We start from the raw sequence: 24,399 nt of genomic DNA, 5'->3' as shown, positions 1-24,399 counted from the left end.
GATAGAAAACCCTGTGTCCTCTATCTGAATTAACAAATTAGCATTTAAAGGTGACTGCCGTGTCTAAACGTCGTGTAGTGGTAACCGGTTTGGGGTTAGTAACTCCAGTGGGCAATACTGTCGATACTACTTGGAAGGCTTTGCTTTCGGGTAAGAGTGGTATTGCACCGATAACCAAATTTGATGCCAGTGAATTTACCACTCGTTTCAGTGGTTCAGTAAAAGATTTCGATGTTGAGCAATACGTAACGAAAAAAGACGCCCGTAAGATGGACCTCTTTATTCAATACGGTATGGCGGCTGGCATCCAAGCTATCCAAGACTCAGGTCTGGACATGAGTAAAGAAAACCCAGGTCGTGTCGGTACTGCTATTGGTGCGGGTATGGGCGGTATGTGGTTGATTGAACAAGGTCACAGCGCATTGATGAATGGTGGCCCGCGTAAGGTTTCTCCTTTTTTCGTACCTAGTACCATTATCAATATGATTTCAGGCCACTTGTCGATCATGTTTGGCATGAAAGGCCCAAATTTTGCCGTGACGACCGCTTGTACTACGGGTGTGCATAATATCGGTTTCGCGGCGCGTACCATTGCCTATGGCGATGCAGACGTGATGGTTGCGGGCGGTGCTGAGGATGTCACTTCTCCTTTAGGTGTGGCAGGTTTTGGTGCAGCGAAAGCGTTATCGACACGCAATGACGATCCGACTGCGGCGAGCCGTCCATGGGATAAAGACCGTGATGGTTTTGTGATCGGTGATGGCGCTGGTGTGATGGTGATGGAAGAGTACGAACACGCAAAAGCACGCGGTGCGACCATTTACGGCGAGTTAGTCGGTTTTGGTATGAGCGGTGATGCGTTCCATATGACATCGCCTCCAAGTGACGGAGCAGGCGCTGCGGCGGCTATGGTCAATGCCATTAATGACGCTAAGTTATCACTGGAGCAAATTGGTTATATCAATGCCCACGGTACTTCGACGCCAGCAGGTGATAAAGCGGAAGCGGCAGCGGTTAAGTCAGTATTTGGAGACCACGCTTATAAAGTACTGGTTAGTTCGACTAAATCGATGACGGGTCACCTATTAGGTGCTGCGGGCGCGGTTGAAGCGATTTTTACTTTGCTAGCACTGCGCGACCAAGCCGTGCCGCCAACGATTAACTTGGATAATCCAGATGAAGGTTGTGACTTAGACTTTGTCGCCCACACAGCCCGTGATGTGAAGATGGATTACGCTCTGTGTAATTCCTTCGGTTTCGGTGGGACTAACGGTTCATTACTGTTCAAGAAAGTGTAAAACACGCATTTATGGTGTAAAAAACAGTGAAAAAATGCGCCTGAGGGCGCATTTTTTATGGGTCAAATTCATTGCTCATGTGAGTTGAATTCCGTTATCGCATGACTTTATTGTGATAGATGTCACTTTCTAACTGTATGATATCCATAGTGTTAACATTTGTTCATCAAGCTTGTTTAATTCTAGTGACCACAGATAATGACAGACATATTCAATCTTAATGGAGTGTGTCATGTTAAATCCCGCGGTGATCCCGCTTGTTCCCCTCATTGGCGCATTAACTGCCAATCTGACCGAATTGATCCGTGGTGAGTTTAAAGTGTGGCATCCAAACATGGACATTGGGATCAAGACTTTTACCTTAGCAATCGCTGCTTATGTGGTGGTTTGGTTTGCCTTATTGGTGACGGCGATTAACGTCGGTGGCGATAGCAATATGTCTTCGGGCCTCGAAGTGCTGGGTTTCTTTATGTTTGGCTTAGGCGTTTACACTTTTGCTAAGGGTACGCGTTTCGTCAGTAGTGAATTTCAGCTATGGATTTATCGTTTAGCGTTGCCGAGTTTATTGCTTTGCTGCGTGCTTATTAGCCACTTTGGTTAAATCGAATTTTTTGACGAGGTCAATCGTAATTATTTTTACGCTAATGGGGCTTTCTATCGTAAACTCAGCCTATTGCACGAAACATTGAGCCACAGTGGCTGAATAAGTTGAGGTTATATGGCTGGTATAGATAGACAAAGTACCCTGAGATTTTTGTCAGAGCCTGCGGATGTGAATTTTGGTGGTAAAGTTCACGGCGGTGCTGTGATGAAGTGGATCGATCTCGCGGCCTATGCCTGTGCAGCGGGCTGGAGCGGTAAATATTGTATTACTGCTTATGCGGGCGGTATTCGTTTTGTGCAACCCATTTTGGTGGGCAATATCGTTGAAGTCAGCGCAAAAGTGATTTATACGGGTAAAACTTCTATGCATATCGGTATCGATGTGCGAGCAGGCGATCCTAAAGTTTCTGAGCGTCATCTCACCACCCATTGTATTGTGATCATGGTAGCAGTTGATGAAGATGGCCTACCTACGCCAGTGCCTGAGTGGATACCACAGACGGAACATGATATTCATTTGCGGGATTCTGCACTGCGCTTGATGGAAATGCGTAAAAAGATTGGCGCCGAAATGGAAGCCCATGTGGTGAAATAGCTCCATAAATTAAATCAGCAAAGGCGCTTAAGGCGCCTTTGTTGTTTGTAGCGAAAAGTGCGTTTATCACTCGCTCCGATTTCACTCTGACGTTACCGTTGATGAATGTTAAACTGCGGCCACTATTTTGAATCGATTCACTTTGTTTATCTATTTAAGGATCAGCTCATGGCAAAAGTTGCATTTATTGGTTTAGGCGTAATGGGATATCCCATGGCGAGGCATTTACTGAACAAAGGCCATGAGGTCACTGTTTATAATCGTACTTTTGCCAAGGCGCAAACTTGGGTCGACACCTATGGCGGTCGCTGCTGTCCAACACCAAAGGAAGCGGCAGAGGGTCAAGATATTGTGTTTACTTGCGTGGGCAATGACAACGACCTGCGGGAAGTGGTATTCGGCAGTGATGGCGTTATTCATGGGATGGAAAAGGGCACTGTGCTGGTTGACCATACTACGGCTTCGGCCGATGTCGCTCGTGAGCTTCATCAAGTGTTAGCGGAAAAGGGCATTGATTTCCTCGATGCGCCTGTGTCTGGCGGTCAAGCGGGCGCTGAAAATGGCGCCTTGACTGTGATGGTCGGCGGCGATGAAGCGGTATTTGAGCGTGTTAAACCCGTGATTGAAGCCTTTGCCCGCTGCGCCGAGCGTTTAGGTGAAGTGGGTGCTGGCCAGTTAACTAAGATGGTGAATCAAATCTGTATCGCAGGAGTGGTACAAGGTTTGGCTGAAGCGCTGCAATTTGCCCGTAAGGCGGGACTCGATGGCGAGAAAGTCATTGAAGTGATCAGCAAAGGCGCGGCGCAAAGCTGGCAGATGGAAAATCGCTACAAGACGATGTGGGGCCAAAGTTATGATTTTGGCTTTGCTGTCGATTGGATGCGTAAAGACTTAGGCATAGCCTTAGAAGAAGCCCGCCGCAACGGTTCACACTTGCCATTGACCGCGTTAGTCGATCAATTTTATTCAGAAGTGCAGGGCATGGGCGGTAACCGTTGGGATACGTCTAGCTTGCTGGCGCGTTTAGAGAAATCGGCGAAATAAGTCATCTTGTTTTAAAATTTCAACCGTTATAAAAATGCCCAGTTCTCATTTGTATTGAACTGGGCATTTTTGTTTGTATCGTTTTTGACTAGGATATTTAATCGTTAGTCTTTCCAGCGAATATGGGTCACTAAACTGTGAGTTTCACCTGGAGCAAGCACGACGTTATCTTCTAATACATTGGCCGCTTCTAAGCAGACCATGGTCAGATAATCCTCTGGATTAAACCGGCCAAGGCGTTGTGACTTTTCAATCCATGGATTCCATAACACGGCTGATTGGCTGTTTTCACGGCTGACTTCGATTGTCCCCTGCGGCGTATGTAATAACTGCACTGGGCCGAGATCGGTATAGACACGATCTGTCTCGCGATCAAACAGCACTTCATCCGTGGTTTGCGGATAAGGCCCCTCAGCAAATTCGATGTATTTTGACCCACTAAAACCGTAGGCTTTGAGTTGGTGGATATCCTCAATCGGGAAATAGCTGTGCAACGCTTGGGTAAGCGTAACGGGTTCAGTACCTAAGTTGGTATTCACAAGACTAATGCTTAGGGTGTCGCCTAAGGTAAACAGTACGCTGACCTCAGTGTTATGCGGCCAATAGATTTTATCTTGCTCACTGATCTTTAAGCTAAAACGTAAATCTACTAGCTGGTTGCGCATTTCTACCGATCCCAGCGTCCAAATGCGGGTACGGGCGAAACCGTGTTGGGGGAATGCTTCACTACTCATGCCAAACCAAGGCCAGCATACGGGTACACCGCCACGGATCCCATTACCGGGTTGATAATCGTCAGCCGATGAAACCCACAGCAAAGGTGGTTTGCCTACGGGTTGAAAATAGTCTATTTGCGCGCCCTGCAAAAAAATTCTTGCCTGACATAACGCCGTATTCACTTCGACATAATCGAGCCCGTTGGCGTGCTTTTTAGTAGTGACAGAACCCATAGTAACAATATCCTTAACTCTACTGACATATCAGAAAAACAGGCAGTTAGCTTACAAAGTTTTCCGCGATAACATAAGGCTTTGTTGCGATCAATTTACGGTTTCGCTGTTCGTTTGTGTAAACAAAAGTCTGTGGCGGATACTGAGGTGCTTTCTTTTTCGGCAGATTTAGCTAAAGTGGTCAGAGCACCAAAGTGGTCAGATCACTTAGTTGAGTTGCAGTCTAACAAGAAAAGGGAAGCGATTATGCCAGTTTATCAAGCGCCGCTGCGCGACTATCAATTTATCCTCGATGAAATGTTACATATTTATCAGCAAGATGCACTTAAGGGGTTCGATGAAATCGATCCAGATCTTGTCGATGCGATCCTTCAAGGTATGGCCGACTTTAGTACTGAAGTTATGTTACCGCTCAATAGTGTCGGCGATCTGCAAGGCTGTAAGTTGGTCGATGGTAAGGTGATTACACCGGAAGGATTTGATAATGCCTATCGGCAGTTTGTTGATAATGGCTGGCCGACGCTGACCTGCGATCCTGAATATGGCGGCCAAGGCTTACCCGAAGTGGTGGGGATTTTTGCCACTGAGATACAAACGGCAACTAACATGGCCTTTGCCATGTATCCCGGTTTGACCCATGGCGCTTATGCCGCCATCCATACCCACGGCAGTGATGCGCTCAAGCAAAAATATTTAAGTAAACTGGTCAGCGGTGAATGGACTGGGACCATGAACTTGACCGAGTCCCACGCGGGGACTGACTTAGCCTTATTACGCACCAAAGCCGTGCCAGTATCCGAAGGTGTTTTTGCCATCAGCGGTGAGAAAATTTTTATCTCCTCAGGCGATCATCAACTCACCGACAACATAGTGCACCTCGTATTAGCTCGTTTGCCCGATGCACCTGAAGGCGTGAAGGGCATATCTTTGTTCGCAGTGCCTAAAGTATTAGTGAATAACGATGGTAGTTTAGGCGCACCGAACACTTTATATGCCAGTGGCCTTGAACATAAGATGGGCATTCACGGTAACTCAACTTGTGTGATGGTATTTGAAGGTGCATTGGGTGAGCTTGTTGGCGAGCCACACCAAGGACTGCGCGCCATGTTTACTATGATGAACCAAGCGCGTTTAGGCGTTGGCGTGCAAGGTCTGGGTGTCTCTGAGATTGCCTATCAAAATGCGCTAGCCTATGCCAAAGACAGATTACAGAGCCGCGCCTTAAGTGGTGCCAAAGCACCCGAAAAAGCCGCCGATCCGATTTTGGTTCACGGCGATGTGCGCCGCATGTTGCTCTCGCAAAAAGCCTTTAATGAAGGCGCAAGAGCCTTAGTTGGACAACAAGCTTTGTGGCTAGATGAAGCTGAGCGTCATACCGATCCCGCCAAAGCCAAAGTTGCCTCCCAATTAGCGGCACTGTTCACGCCAGTGGTGAAAGGTTTTATCACTAACCGTGGTTTTAATGCCTGTGTCGATGCACAGCAAGTGTTTGGTGGACATGGTTATATTCATGAGTGGGGTATGGAGCAATTTGTGCGTGATAGCCGTATTGCACTGATTTATGAAGGCACTAACGGTATTCAGGCATTGGATTTAGTGGGGCGTAAGCTGCTTAGCGACCGCGGCGCGGCGATGCAGCAATGGTCGGCGTTAGTGACAGAGTTTATTAAGTCACATAGCACGAATGCGGCGATGCAACCTTACGTGAGTGGTTTAATGGATTGTGCGGGTGATTTGCAAAAGGCTAGTGGTTATTTAGCTTCGCAGACAGCGACCAATCCTGACATTATCGGCGCAGCCTCTATGGCTTATCTGGAGTTGTTTGGGGTGACTGCACTGGCATGGATGTGGGCCAGAAGTGCCGCGGTGGCATTAGCGGCGCTGGAGCAGGGCACTGAAGAAACCGCGTTTTACCAAGCTAAATTGAAAACTGCTGATTTCTACATGGCTTACTGGGCGGTGCAAGGTCGCAGTCTGCGTAAGCAAATCGAGCAGGCGAGTGAAATGCTCACGCAATTGGATGAAGCTATCTTTTAAGCATTCACCTTATAGGCTGAGTTAAGCCCTTGCTTAAGCACCGCTCAACAATAGCCAAAAACCAGCGCACTGTCGCTGGTTTTTATTTTTGTATGGTTTAAATATTTAACTTTTTGTTTTTATTAAGCTGCACGCAAGTATTCAGCTTGATGCTGTGCGTCTCTTTCTTATTCCACATTAAAACTTTCATCGAAGGTCTGTGTTATTGGCGCTCCTTTGTTTGAGTCATAACCACACATAACAAGGACTATGTGGGTTGATGTCGATGATTTATTAAACGCGTTTCACAATTGTGTAAATTCAAATGATAATTATTGTCATTAGTAAATCATTCTTTATAATGACGGCCAATTCGTTTGAATACATTTGTAAACCCTTTGGTTTATGCCATTTTTATGCGCTCGCGCTGGGGACATTCTGTGAAGACTCGTTTCGCTTACTCATTAATCGCACTTGCACTTGCTCAACATCAGTCGGCATTCGCCGCTGAAACTGTACTCGATAAAGAGGCTCCACAGCAGACCTTGTCTACGAGCTCACCAGTCCCCAGTCCTGCATCGACTCAATCCGCAGCCGATGGGGAGATAACACTCGCAGCACCTGAGCGTATTGCTGTCCATGGCCGTGCAATGCAAATGTACGTCGATAAAGAAACGACAGTTGGCACTAAGACGGCGATTAATGTGATGGAATTGCCGCAGTCGGTGCAAGTGCTGACCGAGCAGTTAATCGTCGACCAAGCGGCGCGCAATATTACCGATTTATACCGCTCTATCGCGGGCGTGAGTGAGTTTAGTTATTCGGGCGTGACCTTTCGCGGTTTCCGCGACGATGCCAACGTTTTTTATGATGGGGTAAGGGGCGATCCCTATTCGGGATTTTCTGTGCCGCAACTCTTTAACGTGCAGCGGGTTGAAGTGTTAAAAGGTCCTGCATCCGCACTTTATGGCGGCGGTGAACCCGGCGGCATGATCAACTATGTCACTAAAAAACCAACCTTTGTCGAGAGTAAAGAGCTGACCTTAAGCACTGGCAGCGAGGATATGATAGGTGGCTCGCTGGATTTCACTGGCGGCTTAACCAACAATCTCGCCTATCGTTTTGGCGCCTATTATCAGCAGGAAGATAGCTTTCGCAATAATGCCGATAGTCAAAATGCCGAAGTGGCGGGTGGGTTACTCTACGAAATCAGTGATGATACCAAGCTCACCACCACTTTCGATATTATTAAGCAGGATTTAGGTGGCAATCGACTGCGCGGCGTTCCTGTCGATAATGACGGTAACTTCCTGGTTGCGCCATCCTATAATGCCAATGAGAAGAGTGACTTCCAGAAGATGGATGCACTAGTGCTGCAATCGATTCTCGATCATCAATTTACCGATAATTTCTCGGTCAAAACTCAGATCCGTTATCTTAATAATGATTCCACGCAGCAATATCATGAATCGAGAGGTTGGGCGACTTCAGATGCCAATAAAAAGCCCATTATGGGTGATGGCACCATTAAGCGTGAATACCGAGTTCAAGCACGGGCTAATGATGAAATTAGTTTAACCAATGATTTTGTCTATGCATTCGATGCTTTAGGTTTTGAACATGAATTCCTGTTCGGCGGCGACTATCACTATGTCGAAACCGAATATCAGTACAAATTGGCGACTGATAAGGATGGTGTTGGTAACTTGAATATTTTTGACCTTAACTATGGTGAAACCGACCCTAATAGTTACAACTTGAAGGATAAAAATACCGATGGTACCCGCGCTAACCGTTACGGCATTTATGTACAGGAACATCTGCACTTTAATGAACAGTGGTCATTGATTGCTGGTCTGCGTTTCAGCCAGTTTGATGATTATGATAAAAATACCGGTTTCTCCTTCAGCGATAACGCGATAACGCCAAGAGCAGGGCTTAATTATCGTCCAATCGATTCAATGTCCTTTTATTTGAATTACTCAGAGAGCTTCAATCCAGCATCTTTAACCAATCAAGCAGAAGATATTGGTGATGGTTTCCTCGATCCAGAAACGGGCAATCAAATTGAACTTGGGATGAAAAATGAATGGCTTGATGGCCAGTTTATGACCACGCTCGCTGTGTATCGGATTGAAAAACAAAATGTCGCCCAAGCTAACCCTTTAGATACTGGTGATGACGATGGTATTCCCGCTTTACTTAATTTGGGTGAAGTACACAGTCAAGGCCTTGAATGGACGCTGGTGGGGGACTTAACCGATAATCTGACCGTCACGGCAAACTATGCCTATAACGAGACCGAAGTGGTTAAAGGGGTAACGAACGACAGTTTAACCAATACGTTTGATAGTAAGCACTTTGCCAATGCGCCGCGTCATCAAGCGGGGATATGGACCCGTTACGATATCAATGCACTCGATTCGGCGATTGCTTTTGGCATGGACTATGTGGGCGAGCAGTTCAGCCTCGATGGCCAAACGGTGAAGCCCCATACGATTTTTGACATGAGCTGGACGACCCAGTGGGATCAAACTCAAGTTCGCTTAAATCTTAAAAATATCTTCGATAAAGAATATGCCGTCAGTGGTTTTAGCGAGCGTAATGGCCATTTCCCCGGTGAGCCGCGTAATATCACGCTTGAACTGAGTCATAAGTTTTAATGCATTGATGTAAAAATAGCTTGTTCGTTAAGGATGATGAGCAAGCTGGAGCGAATGGGTTAATCTTGCGCGAATAACCGCCGTAGCTCTCTGTCTGTATTCGTGCCTTGAGCATGGATTAACCTTGTGTGACTTATCATCTTAATAGTGTTTACCTATTAAGATGATAGTTTCTATCCGTTATATTTTCTCATTCAGCTTGTTTAGACTCGCCTTATATGAATTATTCGATAAGGTTTTCCTATGCACGCCGTCAGCCACTTAGCCCCCAAAGACCCTCAATCTAACGCTAGCCCACAGGTGGCCCTGATTGCAGAAGGTGGTGGTCAGCGCGGTATATTCACCGCAGGCGTGCTCGATGCTTGGCTTGATGGCGGATTCGATCCCTTTGATTTATTTATCGGTACCTCAGCAGGCTCACAGAATCTCAGCAGTTTTTTGGCCCGCCAAAAGGGGTATGCCAAACGCTTAATCCGCGGTTTATCGCGCCATAAACGCTTCTATCGACTCGGTCGCGGGTTAGTCGGCGGCAATGTAGTCGATTTAGATTGGTATTTTGAGCAGACTCGACAAGGGATGTTTAAATTAGATCTTAACGCGGCGGCAGCCTCACTCGGTCATCGGCAGTTACTGATCACAACTACGAATGCCAGTGATCGCAAAGGTTATTTTTTAAGTCCAAGCAGTAAAAGCCAGTGGCGCGAATTGCTAAAAGCTTCTAGCGCATTACCATTTTTGTATAAACAAGGGGTGAAACTCACGCCTTGGCTGAGTGACCGCGCCTGTAATAGCGACAAGGCTTCTAATAACGGCGCGGCTAATCATAACGCTTCTGATAACAGCGCCTCTGATCATGGCACTGCATTAAGCGAAGGTATTGATAGTGATTTTTATCTCGACGGCGGTTTAGCAGCGCCTTTACCTGTGCGTGAGGCCTATCGTCGTGGTGCCCGCAAAATTGTGGTGATCCGTACTGTGAGCGAGGATTTTCAGGCGCAATCGGCTTGGGTTCACAAATTAAAATCTTGGATTTGTGTTTCTGGCTTTTGTCCGAAAACCATAGATTACTTAGTGCAGCACGAACAAGCCTATCAGGATGAATTGGATTTCATCGCTAATCCGCCAGAGGATGTGGAGATAGTGCAGATTTTTGCTGCTGAAAATTTGCAAAGTAAATTGCTGGGCAGTACCGATGCGGATTTACGCCATGATTATCATGTGGGGCTGAGTGCTGGAAAGCAGTTTTTAAGCTTAGATCCGATGGCGTTGACGCAGAGTAATGCTTATTTTCAAACTCAAGTGCAAACCAACGCTCACACTCAAACCCACATTCAAGCTCACTCTCAAATCAAGCCATTCAGTGCGCTGTCGGCCTAGTTTGGTATTTTAGCTAAGTCACCATTTTGTACGTGAGTAAGCAATAAAAGTAAAAAGCATTAAAATACAAGCGCCACCCGAGGGTAGCGCTTGTGGTTGGCTGTATTAACCTGTTCATCAATCTAGCTCATCAACCTAATTTATGAACCTAGTACTTCAACGTTAGTCTATTAATAACTTGAGGTATGCACAGAGCGTACAGCTCGGCCCGATGGGTCGATAATGCCGCGTAAGCTTTCGTCCCAAGCCAATGCTTCTGGCGTTGAACAGGCGACGGATTTACCACCTGGAACCGTTTCTGCAGCGCCGCTCAGTGGATAATGTTCCTCAAAGAAGCAGCGATAGAAATAGGCTTCTTTGGTTTCTGGCGTGTTGTATGGGAAACGGAATTTCGCGTTCGCCAATTGTAAATCATCCACCCGCGCCGCAGCTTGTTCTTTCAAACCGTCAATCCATGAGTAGCCAACGCCGTCACTGAATTGTTCCTTCTGACGCCACGCCACTTCTTTTGGCAACTTGTGCTCAAAGGCTTTACGCAGAATGTGTTTCTCAATACGGCCATCCTTAGACATTTTCGCTTCAGGGTTGATGCGCATCGCCACATCCATAAACTCTTTATCGAGGAAGGGTACACGGGCTTCTAATCCCCAAGCGGCCATGGCTTTGTTGGCTCGCAGACAATCGAACAGATGCAGTTTATCGAGTTTGCGGACTAATTCCTCGTGGAATGCCTGTGCGTTTGGCGCTTTATGGAAGTATAAATAGCCGCCAAATAGCTCGTCAGCACCTTCACCCGATAACACCATCTTAATGCCCATCGCTTTGATTTTACGCGCCATTAAATACATTGGCGTGGCAGCTCGTATGGTGGTGACATCGTAGGTTTCTAAGTGATAGATCACTTCTTTAATCGCATCTAAGCCTTCTTGGAAGGTGAAATGGATCTCATGGTGAATCGTACCAATCGCTTCGGCGACCTTTTTGGCGGCGATTAAATCTGGCGCACCTTCAAGGCCGACGGCAAATGAATGTAACTGTGGCCACCAAGCGTTGGTTTCGCCATCGTCTTCAATCCGGCGTTTAGCAAAGGTTTGCGTCACGGCGGAAATGATCGATGAATCTAAGCCGCCCGACAGCAACACACCATAGGGCACGTCTGACATTAATTGACGTTTGACCGCTGCTTCTAATGCGTCACGCAATTCTTCTTGGCTGGCTGGGTTATCTTTAACCGCATCATAGCTTTGCCAATCGCGAGTGTAGTATTTCACCGCGGCGGCATCGCTTGAGTACAAATATTGGCCAGGTAAGAATTCCTCTACCGTTTTACACACTGGCATCAAGGCTTTCATTTCGGAGGCAACATAGAAGTTACCCGCAGCGTCACGGCCTGTATATAGCGGGATGATACCCATGTGATCGCGGCCGATAAGGTATCTGTCTTGGGCTTTGTCATATAACACAAAGGCGAAGATACCGTTTAATTTATCAAGAAATTCAGTGCCGTATTCTTGATACAGCGCCAAGATCACTTCGCAGTCAGAGTTGGTTTGATAGCTGTACTTATCGCCTAGCTGGGCTTTCAATTCTTTGTGGTTATAGATTTCGCCGTTGACCGCGAGGATCAAACTGCCATCTTCAGTCAGCAGCGGCTGAGCACCGTGTTCAATGTCAACAATCGCTAAACGTTCGTGGGCAAGAATTGCCTTATCACTGGCATAAATACCTGACCAGTCAGGGCCACGGTGGCGCATTAGCTTAGACATTTCTAGCGCGACTTGGCGCAGTTCTTTGGCATCAGATTGGATATCTAAAATCGAAAAGATTGAACACATAGTACAACTCCCACACTGTCTGTCATTTGAGGATGTCTCAATTGAGGTTTAATGTGCCAGCTATTTAGCGTTTTGCCAAACACTATTTTTGATGTTTTATCTGTTTATTGGCATTTTTGTTGATTTAGATGTTTATGTTTAGTGCTTTTATTTGAGAATAATTCATTAAATTTGAATTATTTTTGATGATTTGTTTTTATTGCTTGATTTGGCGCGTGGAGTTTTGGGGAATTCACAATGTGTTTTGAAAAAGTGTCGATGATAGAAAAACCGCTAAAAAAGACCATAAATAATGAGTTGGCTCGTTTAAGTGTTTTATTTTTAATCAATTAATGCGCCGAGTTTGACATCAACCAATGGCATAGGCCTATTCATAATGGCGTTGTGGGATGGATATTTCGCGATAACGGCATTTTTTGTGAGCTGAAAACAAAAAAGCACGTGAATGGTTCACGTGCTTGTAGGTCTTGTTTGGCGCTTTATTCAGCTGGCGCTTTATTTCGCAGGTTCTACTAGCAGGCGTCAATAAGAGACGACTAACCCAGCTGTCTCTCGCAAGAAGCCACTGACTCAGGCTGTTATTTTGCGTCCGTTACCAGCGTCGTTTTGGCTGGGCGCAGGCTATTGAATTCTGTGCCTTGATAGTATCCCGGCCAATCTTTACTGTTGCCCAATGTGCGTGTGACTTGGTAGTAGATTTGCAAGTCTTGCAGCGCCCCGCTTAAATCCCAATCTTCACGATATTCATCGCAGACATTGTGATAACAGCCTTTCATTGTAGCTTGCATCTGGGTTTTATAAGCAGCCGTGGCTTCATCAACGGGGTCGCTACCGCCGCCGGCAAAGACGGCGGGCACGCCTAGTTTGGCAAAGCTGAAATGATCTGAACGGAAGAAACCGCCCGAAGCGGGATTTTTCTCACCCATGGCGATGCGGTTTTGTTGTTTAGCCGCATCGATAAGATAAGTTTCTAACTCAGATTTACCTTTGCCGACGATGGTAAAGTCTTTGGTTTTGCCATAGATATTAGTGCTGTCGAGGTTTAACACTGCCACGGTTTTGTCGATAGGATAAAGTGGATTAGCGGCGTAATAGCGTGAACCGAGTAAGCCCTGTTCTTCACCTGTGGTGGCAATAAAGGTGACCGAGCGCGCTAAACCATGGCCTTGTTTGGCATTGTCGGCTAATTGTCTGGCGATTTCGAGAATGCCGGCAGTGCCCGAGGCATTATCCATGGCGCCGTTATAAATTTGATCGCCTTCTTTCGTCTCGTCTTTACCTATGTGATCCCAATGGGCGGTGTAGAGGATTTGCTCGTTGGCTTGTGTGCTGCCGGGGAGTGTGGCGACCACATTGTAGCTATTTGCGTATTCGGCTTTATTTTTAAAGGCTATGTTGGCCGTTTGTTCAAGGGGTAAATTGATTGAGCTGTCGGCGGCGCGCGCCATTAAATTAGGCAGTGATAAACCGGCTTTATCGAACAGTTGCGTAGCCGCGTCCAGTGTAAGCCAGCCTTCGACTTGGATACGGCTATCTTGTTCTGCTTTACTGAGGACCAGATCTTGCTGTGGTCCAGTCCAACTATTTTCTATCACGGACCAAGGGTAAGAGGCGGGCTCGGTATCATGGATAATCAGTGCGCCGAGTGCGCCTTGACGACTGGCTTCTTCAAATTTGTAGCTCCAACGGCCGTAATAGGTCATGGCTTTGCCGTTGAATTTACCCGAGTCAGGGCGAGCAAAGCCGGGATCGTTCACTAAGATCACCGCGATTTTGCCTTTCATGTCGAGATCTTGGTAATCATTCCAACCATATTCAGGGGCATTCACCCCATAGCCGACGAAGACTAATGGCGCGTTCTCAATACTAATACCACCGTTATCGTGGCGACTGCTGAGCACTAGATCTTTTCGGTATTTAAAGGGTAATCCTGCCAGCGTGACTTGCTGCGCTTCATCTGCGGTATAGCTCACCATAGGCACAGGTTGTAAAAAGCTGCCTTGGTACGCGCCCTTGAGTCCCATCTCTGTAAAGGCTTTGGTCAAATAGTCCAAGGTGAGTTTTTCACCGTGAGTGGTGGGCGCGCGGCCTTCAAATTCATCGGATGACAGGGCTTTAATATCATTTCTAAAGCGCGCTTCATTAAACTGCACGGGTTTGAGTTCAGCTAAGGTGCTGTTGCCATCGGATTGGGATGAATTCGGACTACAGGCACTGAGCATAGCCAGCGCACAGAGGGGATACAGACGTCGCATAGGTTAATCCTACTGTTGTTTTAATTAAGGAATTTTAGATTTCTGTTAATCAATCAGAAGCGAGGCTTATCATGAAGCAAGCCGCTGTGAGCCACAAGGCTGAGAAGAAGGCGAATATGTTACTTAATGTTGCTTTACCCTATGCAATACGCCTTTGGGTGAGGCGTGTTGCATAGGTAATGTTTAAACGACTGGCAAGGATGAATTGCTAGACGTAGGATTAGACATCTGTTTAAACAACGTCGATATCGCCAGCGCAGGCAAACACATGGTTCGGGCGGAAGGGCTCTTTGTCGATATCTTCAAGCTTACTCACGCCACTGGTGACCAGAATGGTTTCAAGCCCTGCTTGGAAGCCCGCCAAAATATCGGTACGCATATTGTCGCCTATGATGACAGTGTCTTCCGAGTGTCCATCAATATGATTAAGCGCTGAGCGAATAATCCAAGCACTCGGTTTGCCCACGTAGAAAGGTTTCTTACCGGTAATACGCTCAATCGGTGAGCAGAGTGCACCACAAGCAGGGCTGTAGGCTGGACCGTGAGTATCGGGGTTAGTGGCAATAAAGCGCGCGCCGCGTGCGATGAAGCCTGCCGCTTTATGGATCATCTCCCAGTTGTATGAGCGGGTTTCACCGACAATCACAAAATCGGGATTAATATCGGTAATGGTAAAGCCTGCTTTGTAGAGTTCGTGGGTGAGGGCGCCTTCGCCAATGACATAGGCCTTACTGCCTTCTTGGTGTTTTAAAAAGTCGGCAGTTGCCATGGCAGAGGTGTAAAAGCATTCTTCAGGAATATCAATACCGGCGGCACTTAAACGGTTTTGCAGATCCTTACCCGTTTGTACGGGATAGTTAGTCAATATTACTAACGGATTGCCTTGCTCTAAAATGCGCTGGATAAATTTGTCGCTGCCGGGGATCAGTTTATTGTCGTGCAGTAGTACACCATCGATATCGCAGATAATATTTTTCATCTAATAGTCTCTTGTCATGCCGATCAAAAATCACTTTTTCGTTAAGTTATCTAATGCCACATTGCCTAAGAAAACAATGCTTTTGTTGAAAATAGTTAAAAAAATAGAGACCCGAAGGTCTCTATTTTTTTGATTGGTACAACTTTCGGTCAAGTGGAACTAATCGGGCGCGTAACCGCTTGGGCCGATAAGGTTGCCATCGAGATAGGCTTGGCCATTTTGCATGTTAAGACGTTGCTGACTAAACCATTTCACCACGAGCGGATAAATAGCATGTTCTTGCTCATGCACGCGGGCGGCGAGCATATCAGCCGTATCGTCTTCATAAACAGGCACTTTGGCCTGTAATATCACTGGGCCAGCATCCAGCTCTGGCGTGACAAAATGCACGCTGGCACCATGTTCGCTATCGTTTGCGTCTATGGCACGTTGATGGGTGTTTAAGCCAGTGTATTTAGGTAGCAGCGAAGGATGAATATTGATCATGCGACCTAGGTAATGATTCACGAAATCATCAGTTAAGATCCGCATAAATCCTGCCAACACGATTAAATCGGGCTGATACTTTTCAATCACTGTCATTAAACGTGCATCGTATTCAGAGCGAGATTCACCTTGGTGAGCTATCACGCAGCTGGTATCAATTTCGCCATGATGGGCGCGCACTAGGCCATAGGCATCGGGTTTATTACTGATGACTCCGACAACTTCGGCCTGCAGATTATCATCGCAACCGTCGATAACCGCTTGCAGGTTACTGCCATTTCCGGAAATTAATACAACTACACGACAGCTCTGGGGCATTACAGGATCTCCACTTGCTCTTCATTGCCTTCACGATGTGCGATAGCACCGATAAGCCATGCTTGTTCGCCTTCTGCAGCCAGTAATGCAAGTGCTGCATCCACTTTATCGGCTGGCAGCGCGACTAACATGCCGACGCCACAGTTGAAGGTGCGATACATTTCGTATTCTGCAATGTTGCCATTTTCCATTAACCAACTGAAAACAGCGGGCCATTGCCATGAATCGCCTTGGATAACCGCTTTTAAATTATCTGGCAGTACGCGTGGGATGTTTTCCCAGAAGCCGCCGCCAGTAATGTGCGCCATCGCATGGACATCAGATGCTTCAATCAGTTTGAGCAATGATTTTACGTAAATTTTGGTTGGCTCAAGTAGATGTTCAATCAGCGGTTTGCCGTTGAGATCTAGCTGAGGGTCTGCTTGGCTCACTTCTAATACTTTACGTACTAAAGAGTAACCATTTGAATGAGGGCCGCTTGAGGCTAATGCAATAAGTGCATCACCCGCTGCCACTTTGCTACCGTCAATAATGTCGGCTTTTTCAACTACACCCACGCAGAAACCCGCTAGGTCGTAATCTTCACCTTCATACATGCCTGGCATTTCAGCGGTTTCACCGCCAATTAACGCACAACCAGATTGGAAACAACCTTCGCCGATGCCGTTGACGACGGACGTTGCCGTTTCAACATCGAGTTTGCCTGTTGCGTAGTAATCGAGGAAAAACAGTGGCTCAGCGCCTTGGACGATCAGATCGTTCACACACATGGCAACTAAGTCTATGCCGACAGTGTCATGTTTTTTATAGTCGATAGCTAAACGTAATTTAGTCCCAACACCATCGGTGCCAGACACTAAAACCGGTTGTTTGTATTTAGTGGGGATTTCACACAGGGCGCCAAAACCACCTAAGTTGCCCATAACTTCTGGACGACGGGTACGTTTAACGGCTGCTTTAATGTTACTTACCAGTGCATTACCTGCATCAATATCAACGCCGGCATCTTTATAGCTCAGTGGGGTAGGTGTGCTCACGGAGGGATCCTCTCGGGTACATCGTTATTGGATTTTATGCGGCGGTATTCTACCAGCTTGTGCTAGGGGTCGAAAGTCATGATTTGGATTTATGCCCCTCGGCGGAGTTTTTTTGGTCTGAATGCGAGATATTCTATTTTTAGAGGTCTTGAGTTTGGTCACAAAATAGTAAATCACAGTAGGTATCTTAGACGATTGGGGATTATTCTTGCGAGATAGCTCACGATTAGACCGAATGGCAAAACTTTCTGTTTTACCTAGTAAACAAATCAACTAGAATCTGAAAAATTTGCCTAAAATAATACGCCGAAAAATAAGCAGGAGAGAAAAATGAAAGTTGTCGAGGTTAAACATCCTTTAGTGCGTCACAAAATCGGTTTAATGCGCGAAGGTGACATTAGCACTAAACGTTTCCGTGAACTAGCCGCCGAAGTGGGTAGTTTATTAACCTATGAAGCTACCGCAGATTTCGAAACTGAAACGGTGACGATTGAAGGCTGGAACGGTCCGGTTGAAGTCGATCAAATCAAAGGTAAAAAAGTCACTGTCGTGCCAATTTTACGTGCGGGTTTGGGTATGATGGACGGCGTACTCGAGCACATTCCAAGTGCGCGTATCTCAGTTGTCGGTATTTACCGTGACGAAGAGACTCTTGAGCCAGTACCTTATTTTGAGAAGCTGGCCAGCGACATGAACGAACGTATCGCCTTAGTTGTCGATCCTATGTTGGCGACAGGTGGTTCTATGATTGCGACCGTCGATTTATTGAAAAAGCGCGGTTGTACTTCAATTAAGGCCTTAGTGCTAGTGGCTGCACCTGAAGGCATTAAAGCCTTAGAAGCGGCGCATCCGGATATCGAATTATATACTGCCGCTATCGATAGATGCTTAAACGAGAAAGGCTATATCCTGCCAGGTCTGGGTGATGCGGGCGATAAAATCTTTGGTACTAAATAGCTAAAGTTGCTAAATAATCAGAGTTGCTGATGCTCAATTGAGCGGATGTGGTCAGTAAGGGAGCCTAGGCTCCCTTTTTGTTTTTGTTCAATACATAAATAACTTTATCTTAAGCTGCTAAAGTTTAGGATAAGGTAAATAATAATTATCTATTAAAGTTGTTTTTATTGGCTTATTTTGCAATTTTATTGATCGCACTTTACGTTTTGTGCAAGGTACATATCGGTAGAACAGGGATTAAGAGGAATTATGGGAAATTCGACACTCAACTGGTTATTATTGCGTCGATCATTTGAATTTGCGACCCTCTTGTTTGTCGTACTCCTACTTATTCTATTACCGTTTAAAATCGATAGAGAGCATAAATCCTTTGTGTCTTTTGTAAAAAACGAGCAACTTACACCGAGTTATATTGAACTGCTCGGTAAAAGCTTATCTCTGCACGATATTATTGATTTCAATAAATCCTCTTTAGCACTTTTTCAACTCGACCCTTCCAGATTAATGCTGCCGCAAGGGGGAGTGCTTTCCGCAGAAGAAGAGCAAGTATTACGCTATTTTGATTATCTCTATTCCAGTAAAACCAGTAAAAAGACCAATGTCGAAGATATATTCCTGTATGTGGGACTTTATCGCAGTGATGCCATGTATTTTGCCTCCCCAATTCCTGAGGACGTAAAAGCGCGGCTGATTAAAGACCGTACTTCAACGAATGAGTTTTGTCAGAGTCTGCAATATTGCGCGAAAGACGCGACCCCAGAGTCCTTAGGCGATGGAATCGTATTATCCATTCCTTATCAAGATGAAGTTAGTGGGAAAGTCATTTTATCGATGGCATCACCGATTTCATCATCTAATGATCCTAATCATTTCATCGGTGATGTTATTGCCGACACGGCCCTAATGACGTCGGTTTTTATGCGTAATAAACATGTTGAATTGCAGAAAACGGATTATGGTACTGAGTTGGTGATCACGACAGATAGCCTTTGGGCTGAATTGACGCCGGAGTTCTTGTTTTATTCGATGACAAATCATTTAGATAACATGACTTCACTGACATATAAAATCAGTATATTTCGTTTCATTGTGTGGAATTTGCCCCTATGGTTTTTGTTATCTATCGTGATCTTCTTCGTTCAAATTAATATCAATCGTTTTAGGAAACTTCGTACTGAGCGTCAACGGTTTAGTGAAGCGATGTTATTGGATGCTTTTACTCGAACCTATAATAAGAAAGTCTATGAGACCACACTGTTTGATGTCGCAACTAAGGGGCATTACGCGGTGATTTGCGTGGACGGCGACAAAATCAAAACCATTAATGATACCTATGGGCATAAACTCGGGGATATGGCGATCATGCAAATTGTTGATGCGATGCGCAGTGTATTTCGAGAAAATGATTTGTTAATCAGAACCGGCGGTGATGAGTTTGTCGTCATCTTGGCTAATTGTACTTTTGAACGGGCCTTATTGTTGGCTGAACATTTACGTCAGGCGGTCGCAGAGCGGCAGTTTTTAAATGTGCTGACAGTCTCCTGCGGTGTGGCTGATTCGCAAGATTATGCTTCCTTTGAGGCAGTGCTACAAGCGGCGGATAAAGCGTTATATGAAGATAAAAAGAATAAGCAAGGAAGTCGCAAGCTTGACCCGACATCTTAATTATCACGTTCATTATCACGTTCATTATTACGTGAGTTATCGAGTGAATCAGTGAGTTAACCTGCTGCCCGCAATAAAAGTGAATACCCGAGATAAAAAACAGCGCGGAGAATGCCGCGCTGTTTTTACTTTCTAATACGGTAATATAAACATCTGCGATAACACTTACAACACCATGGCCGCAATCCAACCAAACACTAATAGTGGAATATTGTAGTGGATAAATGTTGGGATCACGCTGTCACGAATGTGATCGTGTTGACCATCGGCATTCAAACCTGCAGTGGGACCTAAGGTGGAATCTGATGCTGGCGAGCCCGCATCACCCAGCGCGGCGGCAGTGCCGACTAACGCGATTGTGGCGGCTACTGAAAAACCAAAACTCAATGCCAATGGTACATATATCGTCGCGATAATTGGAATGGTGGAGAAAGACGACCCAATTCCCATAGTGATCAGTAGACCAACCAGTAGCATCAAAAAGGCTGCGAGGGCTTTATTGTTACCAATAATCTCACTAAGCGAGGCCACAAGCGTACCCACTTCACCGGTTTCTTTCACTACTGCGGCAAAGCCTGCGGCTGAAATCATGATAAAGCCGATATTGGCCATCATGCGCACACCTTGGTTGAAAATATCTTGGTCGGCGACATGCTTCAAGGCACCCGAAAAACTGAAAATCATGAAGCCGACTAAGGCGCCAAAAATCATAGAGTCAGTTTCGAGCTGTACGACGAGAGTGGCTAATATCGCCAGTGCAGCAATGATGATATTGCGTTTGTTGAGATTTTCTTCAGGTTCAGCGACCAACACTTTTGCCTCGTCGTAAGTCCGAGGTTTACGGTAACTGATGAATACTGCAGTGAGTAACCCTACGACCATACCCGCGGCAGGGATTAACATGGCTGGCGGAATTTGCTCGCGAGCAGCGGCTAAGCCATTGCTGGTTAAGTTGGAAAGCAGAATATCATTTAAGAAAATGCCACCAAAACCAATCGGTAAAATCATATAGGTGGTGACTAGGCCGAAGGTTAGAACACAAGCCACAAGGCGGCGGTCGATGTTCAGTTTGGTCATCACATGTAAGAGTGGTGGCACTAAAATCGGAATGAAGGCGATATGGATCGGTAAAATATTCTGTGAAGCCATCGACATAACGAGTAGCGATAACAGCAGTAACCAGCGTACCCAGTTAGTGTTTGTGGGATTAGGATCTTGTCCAAGGCTACTAATGATGCTTCTAGAAATCAGCGTCGTTAAGCCTGAATGCGATAGTGCGACAGCGAAAGCACCTAATAATGCATAACTGAGCGCAATTTGTGCGCCGCCACCTAAGCCTGTATTAAAGGCATCTATAGTTTGGTGCAGATCCATTCCGCCTACCAATCCCGCCACGAGGGCGCTCACGGTCAGGGCAATAACCACATTCACCCTAGCTAAACTGAGTGCTAACATTAAGCACACTGCAATTACGACTGCATTCATTATCAATTTTCTTAATTCTTTAAGCCAAAGGAGCTATTTTCGACTGCAAAGGCAGTGGATGTCCAGTTTGCCGAGGGCTTATCTGAAAAATATCTGAAAATGTGATCATGCTGGGTTTTGTCTGTTAGCTGAATGTGGATTGCTCCGCACACTGGATACGCAGATTGCTCTATCCTTAGTCAGGCAAAACGGAAATACCCTTGAAAAATGTGATATTGGTCTTAAATAGGTTGTAAGGCACAGCACACGACTTATAATGCCTAAGGATTTGATTGGTAAGAACACCTTTTAATCAGTAAGGATTTAACTTGACCTAGGTTGAGAACATACTGGCTAGAAGGCATCTTGCCTTACACTTAGTTCAACTCATAGATGGAGATATAAAATGAGCGTATTAGTAGGCCGTCAGGCTCCTGATTTTACTGCTGCAGCTGTATTAGGTTCTGGCGAAATCGTTGATAGCTTTAACTTGACTGCAGCCATCAAAGGCAAACCAGCCGTCGTATTCTTCTATCCACTTGACTTCACTTTCGTTTGCCCATCAGAGTTGATCGCTTTTGATCACCGTATGGAAGAGTTCACTAAGCGTGGCGTAGAAGTGATTGGTGTGTCTATCGATTCTCAGTTTACCCACAATGCATGGCGTAACACCCCAGTTGAAAAAGGCGGTATTGGCCAAGTTAAATACACGCTAGTGGCTGACGTTAAACATGAAATCTGTAAAGCATACGATGTTGAGCATCCAGAAGCGGGTGTGGCTTTCCGTGGTTCATTCTTGATCGACAAAGAAGGCATGGTTCGTCACCAAGTCGTTAACGATCTGCCATTAGGCCGTAACGTTGATGAAATGCTACGTATGATCGATGCACTGCAATTCCATGAAGAGCACGGTGATGTTTGTCCTGCTGGCTGGGAAAAAGGCGATAAAGGTATGAATGCAAGCACTGAAGGTGTTGCTGCTTACCTGTCTGAAAACGCAAGCTCACTGTAATTAGTACTTTTCTAATCACAGTCGCCTGTTAAATGAAAAAAGCTGCCAATGGCAGCTTTTTTGTTTTTTCATTGCTTAAGATCTATTGTTAACTGTTAAATTTATTCCACAGTACCGCTTTCTGCATCCTGTGCATCCACAGCCAGTAATGGCCAGCCACCTAATGATTTCCAACGATTCACGATATGACAAAAAAGCTCCGCGGTACGTTCGGTATCATATAGCGCCGAATGGGCTTCTTTATTATCGAAGGGAATACCCGCCATAATGCATGCCTTGGCAAGTACGGTATGACCAATGGCGAGTCCGGCGAGCGTTGCTGTGTCAAAGGTGGCAAAAGGATGAAACGGCGAGCGTTTTAAGTCGCAACGTTCTATCGCCTTACTCACAAAACCATGATCGAATGCCGCATTGTGCGCCACTATGATACTACGATGGCAGTCGGAGGCTTTTTGGGCTTTCTTCACGGCTTTAAAGATTTCCAAAAAGGCTTCTTTCTCGCTCACCGCTCCCCGTAACGGATTAGTGGGATCAATACCGTTGAATGCTAACGCTTCGGGTTCTAAATTTGCGCCTTCAAAGGGCTCAATGTGGAAGTGTAGGGTTTTATCGATTCCTATCACACCTTCATTGTCCATTTTTAGTAGGGTGACGGCAATTTCTAGCAACGCATCGGTTTGAGAGTTGAAGCCCGCAGTTTCGACATCAATGACTACGGGAAAGTAGCCTCGAAATCGGTATTTCAATTTGTTCGCGTCGCAAATGTCACTCATAAAGTACTCAAGAAAATTCACAGGGCGCTATTATGCTAAATGTGTTGGGGTGTGTCATGCTTGATTGGTGGTTTTATGAGCTAAAGGAACTAAATAGTTTGCCGATAAAGCCATGTAACCGATTAAACATGAGTAAAGGCTATGTGGCGAAAACTGATATTAGTATCAATTTTATGCGTTCCAGCAACTGCAATGGCAGAGTTGCGCCATTATGTCGCCTCTTTAAGTGATTCCCAGTGGCGAGTGAGTGAAAATACTCCCATCGTCTGTCGCCTTGAGCATGATATTCCTTCTTACGGTAAAGCGATTTTTACCAGTGAAGCGGGTAAGCAGCAGAATATGACTTTTACCTTAGATATGTGGGTAAAACCTGATCAAGTGACGCAGGCTAAATTAATTAGCCGCGCGCCGCAGTGGCGTCCTGGTGTGGTATCGAAAGAGATCACGTCATTACATTATCAAAAGTACTTTAACGGTGAAGTGCCTAAGCGTGCAGCTTGGTCTATGTTGGCAGAGTTGAGTCGCGGTATGGAACCAACGTTTTACTATGCTGATTGGTATAACGAGTCGAATAAGATAGCTGTGGGTTTGTCTTCAGCTAATTTTGGCCGTAAATATACTGAGTTTAAAGCTTGTCTAGCGCATTTATTGCCCTATAGCTTTGAAGATATCGCTTTTACTGTATTAAATTACGATGAAGGCGGAACCGATTTAACTCGTTTCTCCCAGCAACAACTGTCTCGGGTGCAAGAATATTTAGCCTATGATCCCTTGGTAGAGTTAGTGCTGGTGGATGCATATACCGACAGCTATGGTGGCCGTTCAGTAAACCAGAAAGTGTCGGATACACGAGCTGCGTCGGTAAAAGAGTTCTTTGTTGCCAGTGGTATTCCCCAAGATCGTATTGTCACATTCGGGCATGGTGAGCGTCGTCATGTGGCTTCCAATGATGATATGGATGAAAGGGCGCGTAACCGTCGTGTTGTTATACGGATCAGTAAACCTTTTTAGTGTTTGTTTTACCTAGGTTTTAAGTGTTTTCCAATGCCAAGTTTATGACTTGGCATTGTCG

Annotated in this window: 19 protein-coding genes; 11 read left to right on the top strand and 8 right to left on the bottom strand. The window is 45.8% G+C overall.

The genetic code is table 11. The annotated features are described in order from the left end of the window. Window positions 1-59 precede the first annotated feature (59 nt). From fabF to CKQ84_RS22780, 4 genes are all read left to right on the top strand, one after another. On the top strand, window positions 60-1,298 hold the full coding sequence (gene fabF, locus CKQ84_RS22795) for a beta-ketoacyl-ACP synthase II (protein WP_006087466.1): 1,239 nt from the start codon (window positions 60-62) through the stop codon (window positions 1,296-1,298). 232 nt (window positions 1,299-1,530) lie between these two features. Next, window positions 1,531-1,899: a hypothetical protein gene (locus tag CKQ84_RS22790; protein WP_028760367.1), complete on the top strand. Its 369-nt coding sequence runs from the start codon at window positions 1,531-1,533 to the stop codon at window positions 1,897-1,899. Between the two features lie 117 nt (window positions 1,900-2,016). Then, a complete protein-coding gene (locus CKQ84_RS22785) occupies window positions 2,017-2,496 on the top strand; it encodes an acyl-CoA thioesterase (RefSeq protein ID WP_105252855.1) in 480 nt (159 codons plus the stop codon). 168 nt (window positions 2,497-2,664) lie between these two features. Next, window positions 2,665-3,540 (top strand): NAD(P)-dependent oxidoreductase, encoded by an 876-nt coding sequence (locus CKQ84_RS22780; RefSeq protein WP_105252854.1) that lies wholly within the window; start codon window positions 2,665-2,667, stop codon window positions 3,538-3,540. A gap of 104 nt (window positions 3,541-3,644) precedes the next feature. Here CKQ84_RS22780 and CKQ84_RS22775 read toward each other — a convergent pair whose 3' ends face one another. Further along, window positions 3,645-4,490, bottom strand: coding sequence for a D-hexose-6-phosphate mutarotase (locus tag CKQ84_RS22775; protein ID WP_105252853.1), 846 nt, complete (start codon window positions 4,488-4,490; stop codon window positions 3,645-3,647). A gap of 246 nt (window positions 4,491-4,736) precedes the next feature. On the opposite strand from CKQ84_RS22775, the gene CKQ84_RS22770 reads away from it, so the two are divergent. The 3 genes from CKQ84_RS22770 (at window position 4,737) to CKQ84_RS22760 (ending at window position 10,546) form a co-directional block, all read left to right on the top strand. After that, entirely contained in the window at window positions 4,737-6,527 is a 1,791-nt protein-coding gene (locus tag CKQ84_RS22770; protein ID WP_105253141.1) for an acyl-CoA dehydrogenase C-terminal domain-containing protein, read from the top strand. A 395-nt stretch (window positions 6,528-6,922) separates the two neighbouring features. Further along, window positions 6,923-9,169, top strand: coding sequence for a TonB-dependent siderophore receptor (locus CKQ84_RS22765; RefSeq protein WP_105252852.1), 2,247 nt, complete (start codon window positions 6,923-6,925; stop codon window positions 9,167-9,169). 243 nt (window positions 9,170-9,412) lie between these two features. Beyond that, window positions 9,413-10,546 carry a patatin family protein gene (locus CKQ84_RS22760; RefSeq protein WP_105252851.1) on the top strand — a complete coding sequence of 378 codons (1,134 nt, stop codon included), beginning with the start codon at window positions 9,413-9,415 and terminating at the stop codon, window positions 10,544-10,546. A 170-nt stretch (window positions 10,547-10,716) separates the two neighbouring features. On the opposite strand, the gene asnB is transcribed toward CKQ84_RS22760, so the two are convergent. The 5 genes from asnB to purM form a co-directional block, all read right to left on the bottom strand. Beyond that, on the bottom strand, window positions 10,717-12,381 hold the full coding sequence (gene asnB / locus CKQ84_RS22755) for an asparagine synthase B (RefSeq protein WP_105252850.1): 1,665 nt from the start codon (window positions 12,379-12,381) through the stop codon (window positions 10,717-10,719). Between the two features lie 578 nt (window positions 12,382-12,959). Then, window positions 12,960-14,636: a M28 family metallopeptidase gene (locus CKQ84_RS22750; RefSeq protein WP_105252849.1), complete on the bottom strand. Its 1,677-nt coding sequence runs from the start codon at window positions 14,634-14,636 to the stop codon at window positions 12,960-12,962. Between the two features lie 232 nt (window positions 14,637-14,868). Continuing rightward, window positions 14,869-15,615, bottom strand: a complete 747-nt coding sequence (locus CKQ84_RS22745) for an HAD-IIA family hydrolase (protein WP_028760358.1) — start codon at window positions 15,613-15,615, stop codon at window positions 14,869-14,871. A 159-nt stretch (window positions 15,616-15,774) separates the two neighbouring features. Then, on the bottom strand, window positions 15,775-16,419 hold the full coding sequence (gene purN, locus CKQ84_RS22740) for a phosphoribosylglycinamide formyltransferase (protein ID WP_028760357.1): 645 nt from the start codon (window positions 16,417-16,419) through the stop codon (window positions 15,775-15,777). After that, on the bottom strand, window positions 16,419-17,456 hold the full coding sequence (gene purM, locus CKQ84_RS22735; protein WP_028760356.1) for a phosphoribosylformylglycinamidine cyclo-ligase: 1,038 nt from the start codon (window positions 17,454-17,456) through the stop codon (window positions 16,419-16,421). The genes purN and purM overlap by 1 nt, the downstream gene beginning before the upstream one ends. A 330-nt stretch (window positions 17,457-17,786) precedes the next feature. Between purM and upp the strand changes: the two genes are divergently transcribed. Both upp and CKQ84_RS22725 read left to right on the top strand, forming a co-directional pair. Continuing rightward, window positions 17,787-18,413 (top strand): uracil phosphoribosyltransferase, encoded by a 627-nt coding sequence (gene upp / locus CKQ84_RS22730; RefSeq protein ID WP_011789711.1) that lies wholly within the window; start codon window positions 17,787-17,789, stop codon window positions 18,411-18,413. 249 nt (window positions 18,414-18,662) lie between these two features. Continuing rightward, window positions 18,663-20,078, top strand: a complete 1,416-nt coding sequence (locus CKQ84_RS22725; RefSeq protein WP_028760355.1) for a GGDEF domain-containing protein — start codon at window positions 18,663-18,665, stop codon at window positions 20,076-20,078. A 165-nt stretch (window positions 20,079-20,243) separates the two neighbouring features. On the opposite strand, the gene CKQ84_RS22720 is transcribed toward CKQ84_RS22725, so the two are convergent. Next, entirely contained in the window at window positions 20,244-21,563 is a 1,320-nt protein-coding gene (locus tag CKQ84_RS22720; protein WP_028760354.1) for a Na+/H+ antiporter family protein, read from the bottom strand. 385 nt (window positions 21,564-21,948) lie between these two features. On the opposite strand from CKQ84_RS22720, the gene CKQ84_RS22715 reads away from it, so the two are divergent. Next, window positions 21,949-22,554: a peroxiredoxin C gene (locus CKQ84_RS22715; protein ID WP_006081247.1), complete on the top strand. Its 606-nt coding sequence runs from the start codon at window positions 21,949-21,951 to the stop codon at window positions 22,552-22,554. A 101-nt stretch (window positions 22,555-22,655) separates the two neighbouring features. Here the strand turns inward: CKQ84_RS22715 and rnt are convergent, their stop codons facing one another. After that, on the bottom strand, window positions 22,656-23,327 hold the full coding sequence (rnt, locus tag CKQ84_RS22710; protein WP_105252848.1) for a ribonuclease T: 672 nt from the start codon (window positions 23,325-23,327) through the stop codon (window positions 22,656-22,658). Between the two features lie 141 nt (window positions 23,328-23,468). Between rnt and motY the strand changes: the two genes are divergently transcribed. Beyond that, window positions 23,469-24,338, top strand: coding sequence for a flagellar protein MotY (gene motY, locus CKQ84_RS22705; RefSeq protein WP_028760352.1), 870 nt, complete (start codon window positions 23,469-23,471; stop codon window positions 24,336-24,338). Window positions 24,339-24,399: the final 61 nt, after the last annotated feature.

This window comes from Shewanella sp. WE21 (assembly GCF_002966515.1).
GTDB classification, from domain to species: Bacteria; Pseudomonadota; Gammaproteobacteria; order Enterobacterales; family Shewanellaceae; genus Shewanella; species Shewanella oncorhynchi.
The sequence above is the reverse complement of the archived record's forward strand: the minus strand, read 5'-3'. Positions and strand labels throughout refer to the sequence as shown.